At 40.9% G+C, this 13,175-nt stretch carries 8 protein-coding genes; 7 read left to right on the top strand and 1 reads right to left on the bottom strand.

Annotation, left to right across the window (positions count from 1 at the left end; translation table 11 throughout):
- Positions 1-9: 9 nt before the first annotated feature.
- From rplJ to AB8M93_RS06975, 7 genes are all read left to right on the top strand, one after another.
- Complete coding sequence (rplJ, locus tag AB8M93_RS07005; protein WP_373056861.1) at positions 10-531, top strand: 50S ribosomal protein L10; 522 nt, start codon at positions 10-12, stop codon at positions 529-531.
- 57 nt (positions 532-588) lie between these two features.
- Positions 589-963, top strand: coding sequence for a 50S ribosomal protein L7/L12 (gene rplL, locus AB8M93_RS07000; RefSeq protein WP_311534613.1), 375 nt, complete (start codon positions 589-591; stop codon positions 961-963).
- A gap of 134 nt (positions 964-1,097) precedes the next feature.
- Positions 1,098-4,910, top strand: a complete 3,813-nt coding sequence (rpoB, locus tag AB8M93_RS06995) for a DNA-directed RNA polymerase subunit beta (RefSeq protein WP_373056860.1) — start codon at positions 1,098-1,100, stop codon at positions 4,908-4,910.
- Positions 4,911-4,992: 82 nt separating this feature from the next.
- Entirely contained in the window at positions 4,993-9,294 is a 4,302-nt protein-coding gene (gene rpoC, locus AB8M93_RS06990; protein ID WP_373056859.1) for a DNA-directed RNA polymerase subunit beta', read from the top strand.
- Positions 9,295-9,400: 106 nt separating this feature from the next.
- Positions 9,401-9,715, top strand: coding sequence for a DUF3467 domain-containing protein (locus tag AB8M93_RS06985; RefSeq protein ID WP_373056858.1), 315 nt, complete (start codon positions 9,401-9,403; stop codon positions 9,713-9,715).
- Positions 9,716-9,843: 128 nt separating this feature from the next.
- A complete protein-coding gene (locus AB8M93_RS06980; protein ID WP_373056857.1) occupies positions 9,844-11,445 on the top strand; it encodes a Ppx/GppA phosphatase family protein in 1,602 nt (533 codons plus the stop codon).
- Positions 11,435-11,788 carry a hypothetical protein gene (locus tag AB8M93_RS06975; RefSeq protein ID WP_373056856.1) on the top strand — a complete coding sequence of 118 codons (354 nt, stop codon included), beginning with the start codon at positions 11,435-11,437 and terminating at the stop codon, positions 11,786-11,788. The genes AB8M93_RS06980 and AB8M93_RS06975 overlap by 11 nt, the downstream gene beginning before the upstream one ends.
- Here AB8M93_RS06975 and AB8M93_RS06970 read toward each other — a convergent pair.
- Positions 11,769-13,139: an alanine/glycine:cation symporter family protein gene (locus AB8M93_RS06970; protein ID WP_373056855.1), complete on the bottom strand. Its 1,371-nt coding sequence runs from the start codon at positions 13,137-13,139 to the stop codon at positions 11,769-11,771. The genes AB8M93_RS06975 and AB8M93_RS06970 overlap by 20 nt on opposite strands.
- Positions 13,140-13,175: the final 36 nt, after the last annotated feature.

Genomic DNA, 13,175 nt, shown 5'->3' with positions numbered 1-13,175 from the left:
TAAGTTATTATGACAAGAGAAGAAAAATCACAAGTAATAAAAGATTTAACTGCCCAGTTAGCTGATGCTCCAACAATTTATTTAGCAGATATTTCTGGCTTGGACGCGGGTACTACTTCTAATTTAAGAAGAGCTTGTTTTAAGGCAGATGTAAAGCTATCGGTAGTTAAAAATACATTGCTGGCCAAAGCGATGGAAGCTGTTGAAAAAGATTTTGGCAACCTTCCTTCCACTTTAAAAGGCAATACCTCTATTATGTTATCTGAAACCGGGAATGCTCCGGCCAAGGTAATTAAAGAATTCAGGAAAAAATCTGAAAAGCCTCTTCTTAAAGGCGCTTTCGTTGAGGAAGCAGTATATGTAGGAGATGAATACCTGGATGCACTGGTAAACATCAAATCTAAAGAAGAAGTTATTGGAGATATCATCGGATTGTTGCAATCACCTGCTAAGAACGTTGTTTCTGCGCTTAAATCTGGTGGTGGTAAATTAGCCGGTATCCTTAAAACCCTTTCTGAAAAAGAAGGATAAATAAGTACGCACTTTTTAACAATTATAAATTAAAGAACTTTTTAAAACGATAGAAAAATGGCAGATTTAAAAGATTTCGCAGAACAATTGGTTAACTTGACTGTAAAAGAAGTTAATGAGTTAGCTGATATTCTAAAAGAAGAATACGGTATCGAACCTGCTGCTGCAGCTGTAGCTGTTGCTGGTGGTGCCGGAGGTGGTGAAGAAGCCGCTGAAGAGCAAACTGAGTTTGATGTAATCCTTAAAGCTCCGGGTGGATCTAAATTAGCAGTTGTAAAACTTGTTAAAGAACTTACCGGACTTGGACTAAAAGATGCTAAGGAATTAGTAGACAATGCTCCAAAACCAGTAAAAGAAGGAGTTGCTAAAGACGAAGCTGAAGCATTAAAAGCACAGTTAGAAGAAGCAGGAGCCGAGGTTGAGCTTAAATAAGCTTGACGAAAGCAATATTATTTAGGTTTAGACCTCAGGATACGCTCCTGAAGGTCTAAACCCTTTTGCGTATATAACGGCATAGTCCTTGTAGCGCACCTACATATATAACTAAATTATAATTCCGTCCATAGATGTTAGCAAAGCAAACTGAAAGATTGAGTTTCTCTTCTGTAAAGAACAGGCCTGATTACCCTGACTTTCTGGATATCCAGATCAAGTCGTTCCAGGACTTCTTTCAATTAGAAACAAAATCAGAAGAGCGGGGAAATGAAGGTCTGTATAATACCTTCTTAGAGAACTTCCCAATTACGGACACCCGTAACCAATTTGTACTTGAATTTTTAGATTATTTTGTGGATCCGCCAAGATATTCCATACAGGAATGTATTGAGCGTGGTCTTACTTACAGTGTTCCGCTTAAAGCAAGGTTGAAGCTTTATTGTACAGATCCGGAACACGAAGATTTCGAAACCATCGTACAGGACGTTTATTTGGGAACTATCCCATATATGACTCCTAGTGGCACCTTTTGTATAAATGGTGCAGAACGGGTTGTAGTTTCTCAGTTACACCGTTCCCCCGGCGTTTTCTTTGGACAGTCTTTCCATGCTAATGGAACAAAATTATATTCTGCCCGTGTAATTCCTTTTAAAGGATCCTGGATAGAATTTGCTACTGATATTAACAGCGTAATGTACGCCTATATCGATAGGAAGAAAAAATTGCCTGTTACCACACTTTTCCGCGCAATTGGATTTGAGCGGGATAAGGATATTCTTGAAATTTTTGATCTTGCTGAAGAGGTAAAGGTTTCAAAAACAGGTCTTAAAAAAGTATTAGGGCGCAAACTGGCGGCCCGTGTATTGAATACCTGGTATGAGGATTTTGTTGATGAAGACACTGGAGAGGTAGTTTCAATTGAACGTAATGAGATCGTATTAGATCGTGATACAGAGCTTGAAAAAGAGCACATAGAAGAAATCCTGGAAACCGGAAGCAAAACCATTCTTCTTCATAAAGAAGATAACCAGACCGGTGACTATGCGATTATTCACAATACATTGCAAAAAGACCCTACCAACTCTGAAAAAGAAGCGGTAGAACATATTTATCGCCAGCTGCGTAACGCCGAACCGCCAGATGAGGAAACCGCGCGTGGGATTATCGATAAATTATTTTTCTCAGATCAGCGTTACAGCCTGGGAGAAGTAGGTCGATACAGAATGAACAAAAAACTTGGTCTTGATGTGGCCATGGATAAGCAGGTGCTTACCAAGGAAGACATTATTACCATTGTTAAATATTTAATCGAGCTGATTAATTCCAAAGCTGAGATTGATGATATTGACCACTTGTCTAACCGTCGTGTTAGAACTGTAGGGGAGCAATTGTCTCAGCAGTTTGGAGTTGGGCTTGCACGTATGGCGCGTACCATTCGTGAACGAATGAATGTTCGTGATAACGAGGTATTTACTCCTATAGATTTGATTAACGCGAAGACGCTTTCTTCTGTGATCAACTCTTTCTTTGGGACAAACCAGTTATCACAGTTCATGGACCAGACGAATCCTCTTGCCGAGATTACGCACAAGCGTAGGCTTTCAGCATTGGGACCAGGCGGTCTTTCAAGAGAGCGTGCAGGCTTCGAGGTTCGTGACGTTCACTATACCCATTACGGTAGGCTTTGTCCTATTGAAACTCCTGAGGGGCCAAATATTGGTTTGATTTCTTCGCTCGCAGTTTATTCCAAAGTTAATGGTATGGGCTTTATTGAAACTCCATATCGTACAGTTACAGACGGAAGAATTAATCTTTCAGAAGAACCAATTTACTTAAGTGCAGAAGAAGAAGAAGGAAAGAAAATCGCACAGGCGAATATTCCTTTAGGAGATGATGGAACTATTGATGCCGACAGAGTTATTGCCCGTATGGAAGGGGACTTCCCTGTGGTAGATCCAAAAGAGGTTCATTATACCGATGTTGCGCCTAACCAGATTTCTTCGATTTCGGCTTCGTTGATTCCGTTTCTGGAACATGATGATGCGAACCGTGCCCTGATGGGATCTAACATGATGCGCCAGGCGGTGCCATTATTAAGAGCAGATTCTCCAATTGTGGGAACAGGCCTGGAAAGACAGGTAGCTACAGATTCTCGTGTATTAATTAATGCTGAAGGAGAAGGAGAAGTAGAATATGTAGATGCTGAAAAGATTACCATCAAGTATGATCGTACCGAGGAGGAAAGAATGGTAAGTTTTGATAGTGATTCCAAAACTTATGATCTTATCAAATTCCGTAAAACCAACCAGGGAACATCTATTAACCTGAAGCCAATTGTGAGCGTAGGGGATAGAGTGACCAAAGGCCAGGTATTATGTCAGGGTTACGCTACCGAAGCCGGGGAACTTGCTTTGGGTAGAAACATGAAGGTTGCCTTTATGCCCTGGAAAGGATATAACTTTGAGGATGCGATCGTTATTTCTGAAAAAGTGGTTAGGGACGATATATTCACCTCTATCCATATTGATGAATATTCACTGGAAGTTCGTGATACTAAATTGGGTAATGAAGAATTGACCAACGATATTCCTAACGTTTCCGAAGAAGCTACAAGAGACCTTGATGAGCACGGGATGATTAGAATTGGTGCTGAAGTTAAGCCTGGTGATATCCTTATAGGTAAGATTACTCCAAAAGGGGAAAGCGATCCAACTCCTGAAGAAAAGCTACTTCGCGCGATCTTTGGTGATAAGGCCGGAGATGTTAAAGATGCTTCTTTAAAAGCTTCTCCTTCTTTGAGTGGTGTGGTGATCAACAAGAAATTGTTTGCACGTGCTATTAAAGATAAGCGTAAAAGAGCTCAGGATAAGGAAGATATTTCAGCGTTGGAGCAAAAATATGAAGCCAAATTCCAGAGTTTGAAATCTGATCTGGTGGATAAATTGTTCGCTATCATAGGTGGAAAAACCGCCCAGGGTGTTCAGAATGATCTTGGTGAAGAGGTAATGCCAAAAGGTAAGAAGTATACCCTTAAGATGCTAAATGCTGTAGACGATTATACGCACCTTACTCAGGGCACCTGGACTACAGACGATCACCTGAATACTTTAGTGGCAGACCTTCTGCATAACTATAAAATTAAAGAAAACGATCTTCAGGGTAATTTAAGAAGAGAGAAGTTTACCATCTCTGTTGGAGATGAACTTCCTTCAGGTATTCTTAAGCTTGCTAAAGTTTATATCGCTAAGAAACGTAAACTTAAAGTAGGGGATAAAATGGCAGGACGTCATGGTAACAAAGGTATTGTTGCACGAATCGTTCGCCAGGAAGATATGCCGTTCCTTGAAGATGGAACTCCTGTTGATATCGTGTTGAACCCACTTGGGGTACCATCACGTATGAATATTGGACAGATATATGAAACTGTACTAGGTTGGGCAGGTCAAAAATTAGGTAAGAAATATGCAACTCCTATTTTCGATGGTGCAACTATAGACCAGATTAACGAACTGACTGATGAAGCTGGTATTCCAAGATTCGGCCACACGTATCTTTACGATGGTGGAACCGGGGAACGTTTTGACCAGCGTGCAACTGTAGGTGTAATTTACATGTTGAAATTAGGACATATGATTGACGACAAAATGCATGCCCGCTCAATTGGTCCTTACTCATTAATTACCCAACAGCCACTTGGTGGGAAAGCACAATTTGGTGGTCAGCGTTTTGGTGAGATGGAGGTTTGGGCACTTGAGGCTTATGGAGCATCAAGCACCCTTAGGGAAATCTTGACCGTAAAATCTGATGACGTGATAGGAAGGGCAAAAACTTACGAAGCAATCGTAAAAGGAGAGCCTATGCCGGAACCGGGATTACCAGAATCTTTCAACGTGCTTATGCACGAACTGAAAGGTCTTGGCCTGGATATTAAGTTAGAAGAATAATATCCTGTTTTATAAGACGGGCTGCTTCAAAGGCAGCCCTTTAAAACAGTTTTTTCACAATAATTAGATAGCAGCATTGATTATGGCTAGAAATAATGATAAAAATACAGTACAGAGGTTTGATAAAATCTCTATCGGTTTAGCTTCTCCGGAATCTATCCTTGCGGAATCCCGTGGTGAAGTTCTTAAGCCGGAAACTATCAATTATCGTACGCACAAACCAGAGCGTGACGGTTTGTTCTGTGAGCGTATTTTTGGTCCTGTAAAGGATTACGAATGTGCCTGTGGAAAATATAAAAGAATACGCTACAAAGGGATCGTATGTGACCGTTGTGGGGTAGAGGTAACAGAGAAGAAGGTACGTAGAGACCGTGTTGGGCACATTAATTTGGTAGTTCCTGTAGCACATATCTGGTATTTCCGTTCTTTGCCTAACAAAATTGGATACTTGCTGGGGCTTCCATCTAAGAAATTAGACATGATTATTTACTACGAACGTTATGTAGTAATCCAGCCTGGTAATGCCAAAGATGAAGAAGGGAATGCCCTTAAGAAAATGGATTTCCTTACTGAAGAAGAATATCTGAATGTTTTGGATAGTCTTCCGCAGGAAAATCAGTATCTGGATGATACAGATCCCAATAAGTTTATCGCTAAAATGGGAGCTGAATGCCTTATTGAAATTCTTAGAAGAATAGATCTTAATGAACTTTCTTACGAATTAAGACACAAGGCTAATAATGAAACTTCCAAACAACGTAAAACAGAGGCTTTAAAACGGCTTCAGGTGGTTGAGGCGCTTCGTGATGCCAATAAGAACCGTGAGAACAACCCGGAATGGATGATCATGAAAGTGATTCCTGTAATTCCACCGGAATTACGTCCTCTGGTACCACTTGATGGTGGCCGTTTCGCGACTTCAGATTTAAATGATCTTTACCGCCGTGTGATTATCCGTAACAACCGTTTAAAAAGGTTGATGGAAATCAAGGCTCCTGAAGTGATTCTTCGAAATGAGAAGCGTATGCTTCAGGAATCGGTAGATTCATTGTTTGATAACACCAGAAAATCTTCAGCAGTAAAAACTGACTCTAACCGTCCGCTTAAATCCCTTTCAGATTCATTGAAAGGTAAACAAGGGCGTTTCCGTCAGAACCTGCTTGGTAAGCGTGTGGATTATTCAGCACGTTCGGTAATTGTTGTTGGGCCTGAACTAAAAATGTTCGAGTGTGGTCTTCCGAAGAATATGGCGGCAGAACTTTACAAGCCTTTCGTGATCAGGAAACTGATTGAAAGGGGAATTGTGAAAACAGTAAAATCTGCCAAGAAAATAATAGATAAAAAAGAGCCTGTGGTATGGGATATCCTTGAGAATGTTCTTAAAGGACACCCTGTGCTGCTTAACCGTGCTCCTACGCTTCACCGTTTAGGTATACAGGCATTCCAGCCAAAACTTATTGAAGGTAAAGCGATACAGTTACACCCACTGGCATGTACGGCTTTTAATGCCGACTTTGATGGTGACCAGATGGCGGTTCACCTTCCACTGGGGCCAGAGGCTATTTTGGAAGCACAGATGTTAATGCTGGCTTCTCACAATATCCTTAACCCTGCGAACGGTTCTCCAATTACGGTTCCTTCCCAGGATATGGTTTTAGGTCTTTATTATATGACCAAGCTTAAAAAATCTACCGAAGAAGAACCTGTGAAAGGAGAAGGCCTTACTTTCTATTCTACGGAAGAAGTAATTATAGCTTATAACCAGAAGAAAGTAGACCTTAACGCCTCCATAAAAATAAGGGCGAAAGATTATAATGAAGCTGGAGAACTGGTTTATCAAATCATAGAAACCACTGTTGGTAGGGTACTGTTTAATGAAACTGTTCCTGAAAAAGCAGGTTTCATCAACGAAGTGCTTACCAAGAAGTCGCTTAGGGATATTATTGGTAATATTCTTAAAATTACCAGTGTTCCTGAAACTTCAGAATTTCTTGATAAGATCAAGTCTCTTGGATATGGATTCGCATTCCGTGGCGGACTTTCCTTCAGCTTAGGGGATATTATTATTCCTGAAGAGAAACAAGCGATGATCGATGAAGCCAACGAGCAGGTTGAAGGTATCATTGGTAACTATAACATGGGGCTTATTACCAATAATGAGCGTTATAACCAGGTGATTGATATCTGGACTTCTACCAATGCTGGTTTAACTGAATTGGCTATGAAGAGAATCCGCGAAGACAAACAAGGATTCAACTCTGTGTATATGATGCTTGATTCCGGAGCGCGTGGTTCCAAAGAGCAGATTCGTCAGCTTACTGGTATGCGAGGTCTTATGGCTAAGCCTAAGAAATCAAGTTCAGGTGGTGGTGAAATTATTGAAAACCCTATTCTTTCCAACTTTAAGGAAGGGCTTTCAATTCTTGAATACTTTATTTCCACTCACGGTGCACGTAAAGGTCTTGCCGATACTGCACTTAAAACTGCCGATGCAGGTTACTTAACCCGTCGTTTGGTAGATGTTTCCCAGGATGTAATCGTTAATGATGAAGATTGTGGAACATTAAGAGGTGTTGAAGTAAAGGCACTTAAGAAGAATGAAGAAATTGTTGAATCATTAGGAGAGCGTATTTTAGGACGTATTTCCCTTTATGATGTGCGCAATCCTTCAACAGACGAATTACTGGTTGCAGCAGGAGAAGAGATCACAGAAGATGCTGTAAAGAAAATAAACGAGGCGCCTATAGAAAGCGTGGAGGTTCGCTCCCCGCTTACCTGTGAGGCCAAAAAAGGAATATGTGTAAACTGCTACGGTAGAAACCTTTCCACCAACAAACTGGTGCAAAGAGGGGAAGCTGTTGGGGTTGTAGCCGCCCAGTCTATTGGTGAGCCGGGTACACAGTTAACCTTGCGTACCTTCCACGTGGGTGGTATTGCAGGAAACATTTCTGAAGAAAATAAACTGGAAGCTAAACTGGATGGTATTGCTGAAATTGAAGACCTTAAAGTGGTTAAAGGCGAAGCACCGGACGGTAGCACATCAGATATTGTAATCTCACGTACTGCCGAACTTAAAATTAAGGATAAGAATACTGGAGTTGTATTGAGCAATAATAACATTCCTTACGGTTCTCAAATCTTTATTGAAGATGGAGCTACGGTGTCCAAGGGTGATATTATTTGCCAGTGGGATCCATATAACGGGGTGATTATTTCTGAATTTGCCGGTAAGATTAAGTATGAGAATGTGGAGCAAGGGGTGACTTATCAGGTTGAAATTGATGAGCAAACCGGCTTCCAGGAAAAAGTGATTTCAGAATCCAGAAATAAAAGACTTATTCCTACGCTTCATATTCTGGGTAAAAAGGGTGAAGTAATTCGTTCTTATAACCTTCCGGTTGGAGCCCACCTTATGGTAGATAACGAAGAAAAAATTGGAGTAGGTAAGATTCTTGTGAAAATACCTCGTAAATCTTCTAAAGCAGGGGATATTACCGGTGGTCTTCCAAGGGTAACCGAGCTGTTTGAAGCACGTAATCCATCTAACCCAGCTGTGGTTAGTGAGATTGATGGTGTTGTTTCCTTCGGAAAAATTAAAAGAGGTAACCGTGAGATTATTGTAGAATCCAAACTGGGAGAAGTTAAAAAGTATCTTGTGAAACTTTCCAACCAGATCCTTGTTCAGGAAAACGATTATGTTCGTGCAGGTATGCCACTTTCTGATGGTTCTATAACTCCGGAAGATATCTTAAATATCAAAGGGCCAAACGCTGTACAGCAGTATCTTGTGAATGAGGTTCAGGAGGTTTACAGGCTGCAGGGTGTGAAAATTAACGATAAACACTTTGAGGTTGTAGTACGTCAAATGATGCGTAAAGTAAGAATTCAGGATCCGGGAGATACTATTTTCCTTGAGAACCAACTTGTTCATAAATCAGATTTCATCGAGGAGAACGATAAGATCTTCGGTATGAAAGTGGTGGAAGATGCAGGTGATTCAGATAATCTGAAACCAGGACAGGTAATTAGCCCAAGAGATCTAAGGGATGAAAATTCCTTACTTAGAAGGGAAGATAAAAACCTTGTTACAGCAAGAGACGTAACCGCTGCAACGGCAACTCCGGTGCTTCAGGGTATTACCAGGGCATCGCTTCAAACCAAATCATTTATCTCGGCTGCTTCCTTCCAGGAAACAACCAAAGTACTTAACGAAGCTGCGGTTAGCGGTAAGATAGATGAGCTTGAAGGCTTGAAGGAAAATGTAATTGTGGGTCATAAAATACCCGCAGGAACAGGAATGCGCGAGTACGACAGCATTATTGTTGGTTCTAAAGAAGAATTTGACCAGATGCTGGAGAAAAAGCAGGAAGTTAATTATAACTAATATTAGATATCAGGGGTCGCAATTGCGGCCCCTTTTTACTATACAAGAGGTCCCGGCATGCGTCGGGATTTTTTGTACCTTTATTTTATTGAAAAAATAGTGAATCATGAGCGAAGAAAAAAAACCTAAAAAAGGACAAATAAATATAGAACTGGATGAGGCTGTTGCTGAAGGTACCTATTCCAACCTGGCCATTATCAACCATTCGGTTTCAGAATTTGTTGTGGATTTTGTGAATATTATGCCCGGTAAACCTAAGAACAAGGTGAAATCCCGCATCATCCTCACTCCCCAGCATGCGAAAAGGCTTTTAAAAGCCCTTGCAGATAATGTACAGCGGTTTGAAAAAGCGCATGGGGAAATAAGGGACTACGAAAAAGCACCTCTCCCTTTAAATTTTGGTCCTACAGGACAGGCCTAGTATTTTTAAATTGTTTTTAATAAAACCTCACAGGTCGTAGTGACCTGTGGGGTTTTATTTTTTAGGAAGGAAACAGTTTGAGGCAAATTCGCTATCTTAGGAACACTTCTAAAAGATTTACGAAAACTATGAGCGACACCTCTCTCAATGATCAGCCTACCAAGCGAATTGCCGCTATAGATCTGGGTACTAATTCTTTTCATGCAGTTCTTGTGGATATTTATCCAGATGGCAGTTTTCGAACTGTAGATAAGTTAAAAGAAATGGTAAGTCTTGCTGAAAAAGGATTGGAGAACCGCCTTGGCAGAGAAGCTATGGACAGGGGAGTGGAAGCCCTAAAACGCATCAGGTTTTTGTGTGACAGTTATCATGTGGAAAATATCCTTGCTTTTGCCACCAGTGCCATAAGGGAAGCTGAAAATGGAGGGGATTTTATTCATGAGGTAGGGGAAGAAGTAGGCATAAAGGTTCGTGCTATTTCTGGTAAAATGGAAGCTGAAATGATTGGATATGCCATAAGGCATAGCATTATGCTTGAAGAGGAAATGGTGCTCATGGTGGATATTGGAGGGGGAAGTGTAGAATTTATTATAGGCAATAATAAAGAATTTATCTACTATAACAGCCTAAAACTTGGAGTGGCCAGGATGGCTGCCGCCTTTATTAAAGCTGATCCTATTAAAAAAAAGGAGATCAAAAAGCTACAGGCACATTTTGAAGCAGAACTTACAGAAGTGGCAAAACTGGCCAGGGAGCACCACGTGAAAACTATTGTAGGCTCTTCGGGAACCCTGGAAAATATTGGGGCTATGGTAGCCGCCAGAAATTCCATCACCGCCAGCCGAACTTTGAACGAGCTGGAATTTAGTGCTGACGATTTTAAAAATCTATATGAAGATTTCATCAAAAAGGACAAAAAACAACGGCTAAAGGAGAAGGGGCTGGAAGAAAAACGGGTGGATATTATACATCCGGGTATGGTATTACTGAAGTATCTCGTGGACGATTTTAAGATTGAAAATATAAGAATTTCAGAAGCCGCTTTAAGGGAAGGCATGATCCTGAATTATATAGATAAACAGAAAGACCACCTGCACTTAGATTTGGTGGCCAATTTTGAGGATCCCCGCAGAAGAAGTGTCTATGAACTTCTTCGTAAAAGTAACTGGTTAAAACAACATTCCCGCCATGTTTCTAATTTTGCACTGCAGCTTTTTGATGAATTTAAGGAAGAGCTGAAATTAACAGAATCAGACAGGGAATTGCTGGAATATGCCAGCCTCATGCACGATATAGGCTATTATATTTCCTACAGGAAACACCATAAACATGCTCTTTACCTTATCAGGAATTCTGATTTGCTGGGTTTTAAAGAGGATGAAATTAATGTTATGGCTAATGTGGCGAGGTACCACAGGCGTTCACCTCCTGCAAAACGCCATAAACGCTATAAGCAATTAAATAAAAAACTCAGGAAAAAAGTAAAGAAGCTTTCTGCACTATTGCGGGTTGCAGATGGGTTAGATCGCAGCCATTATCAAAACGTGAAAAAACTTGAGATTAAGAATAAACCTGATGGTATTAATTTAATAATTACCACCCATAGTGATCCTGAACTGGAAATTTGGGGATGTATGCGTAAAGCCAAACTTCTTGAAAAATTAACTGGAAAGAAGTTGAAAATTTTTGCTGTTTATGAAAATGCTGTTTCTCAGGCTGATGAAGACTAAAAAAGAAAAACTTGAAATTGTTCAGGCAGTTTTAGTTGCCTTACTTTCCCTTTTTACAGGATTCCAGAACAGGTTGCAGTTTCCATTTATTGGCATTATAAATATTCTTCTGGGCATTATCCTTATTATTGGAATAATTGCATTTGTAAAGAAGAAGGCTCACCTGAACATCAAAGCTGTGGCCCTGGCAACAGAAGCATTTAGCCTGCTATTTGCCGCCTACATGTATTTTTCCAACGGCAAACAATATCTGCCGTATGCATTTCTTCTTGCGGCTTTACTGTGTCTTGCGGGTGTTTTTATCATGCTGAAAAAGGCAAAAATCAATCCAGGTACTTCTTAAAATATATTCTTGCCGCCTTCATTACCCTTGGCGCCATAATTAAAGTTGAAATCATTGTAGGAATTGCCATCAAAGCGAAAAATCCGTCAATGAGATTGATCATCATACTTAAGGAAGTGGTAGCGCCAATCAGGATGCTGAGTATGTAGAAATAGTTATAATAGTGTTTTTTTTCAGCACCAATCAGGAAATTCAGGCATTTTGTTCCGTAGTAAGAATAGGAGAAAAGGGAAGAGATACTAAAGGCCGCTATACAGAGCAGCAGAAGGTAATCTCCAATATAAGGTATGGAATTTTCAAATGCTACAGCAGTTAAGGTTACGCCATTAGCATCGCTGCTTTGCCAAACTCCAGTTACTAAAATAGCTAAAGCCGTAAGGGTACAGATAACAAGGGTGTCAATTGCCGGCCCCAGCATTGCTACCAGACCTTCACGTACGGGTTCAGAAGTTTTGCTGGCGCCGTGGGCCATGGTTGCGGTACCAATGCCAGCCTCATTGGAAAAGGCGCCTCTTCGGATACCCAGGATCATTAATCCGCCAACAATACCACCAAACAATGGCTCTCCTTTATAATTTTCCGCAGCAAAAGCATCAGTAAAAATGAGGCCAAGGTAGTGCGGTAATTCGTTAATGTTTACCAATAGTATAATTAGAACCGAAACAAAATAAAGTGCCACCATAGCCGGCACCAGTTTGGAAACTGTGCGGCTAATGCGGTAAAGGCCGCCAAGTATCACCGCAGAAGTGATTATTACAAGAATAATCCCTATAATAAGGTTGGTTGTAAAACCTGTTTTTACGCCCTGTGGTTCCAGTAAGATGCTGTTAATGGCCTGGGTTAACTGGTTCACATTAAATACCGGCAAGGCTCCTATTAAACCAGCAACGGCAAAAAAAGCAGCCAGCGGCTTCCATGCTTTTCCCAAACCTTCCACAATAAAGTACATTACTCCTCCCTGAATATTTCCCTGGGTATCTCTACCCCGGTACATTACGGCCAGCGTATTGGTAAAAAACTTGGTGCACATTCCCACGATTGCACTAACCCAAAGCCAAAACACCGCTCCCGGACCTCCCAAAGCAATGGCTACAGCAACTCCGGCAATATTTCCCATCCCAACTGTAGAAGAGAGAGCGGTAGATAATGCCTGAAAATGGTTAATTTCACCCGGTGCATTAGGATCATCATACTTCCCGCGGAGCAGGTCCAGGGAATGTCCCAGATGCCTGAAAGGAAGAAATCTGGAGTAAATCAGCAAAAAAAGTCCGCCACCAATTAGAAGAATTACGAGGGGTAAACCCCATACAAGGGAGGCAAATTCAGCAATAAGGTGGTCCAGTTGATCCATAAGGTTCAGGTTTGGACCGAAAATAGTAAATAAATT

Source organism: Autumnicola aciditolerans (assembly GCF_041679265.1).
In the GTDB taxonomy this organism is placed as follows: Bacteria; Bacteroidota; Bacteroidia; order Flavobacteriales; family Flavobacteriaceae; genus Autumnicola.
The sequence above is the reverse complement of the archived record's forward strand: the minus strand, read 5'-3'. Positions and strand labels throughout refer to the sequence as shown.

Excerpts from the sequence above, each read along its gene's own strand:
- rplL (WP_311534613.1), top strand. The coding sequence starts at position 589 with ATGGCAGATTTAAAAGATTTCGCAGAACAATTGGTTAACTTGACTGTA.
- rpoC (WP_373056859.1), top strand. The coding sequence starts at position 4,993 with ATGGCTAGAAATAATGATAAAAATACAGTACAGAGGTTTGATAAAATC.
- rplJ (WP_373056861.1), top strand. The coding sequence starts at position 10 with ATGACAAGAGAAGAAAAATCACAAGTAATAAAAGATTTAACTGCCCAG.
- AB8M93_RS06985 (WP_373056858.1), top strand. The coding sequence starts at position 9,401 with ATGAGCGAAGAAAAAAAACCTAAAAAAGGACAAATAAATATAGAACTG.
- AB8M93_RS06980 (WP_373056857.1), top strand. The coding sequence starts at position 9,844 with ATGAGCGACACCTCTCTCAATGATCAGCCTACCAAGCGAATTGCCGCT.
- rpoB (WP_373056860.1), top strand. The coding sequence starts at position 1,098 with ATGTTAGCAAAGCAAACTGAAAGATTGAGTTTCTCTTCTGTAAAGAAC.
- AB8M93_RS06970 (WP_373056855.1), bottom strand. The coding sequence starts at position 13,139 with ATGGATCAACTGGACCACCTTATTGCTGAATTTGCCTCCCTTGTATGG.
- AB8M93_RS06975 (WP_373056856.1), top strand. The coding sequence starts at position 11,435 with ATGAAGACTAAAAAAGAAAAACTTGAAATTGTTCAGGCAGTTTTAGTT.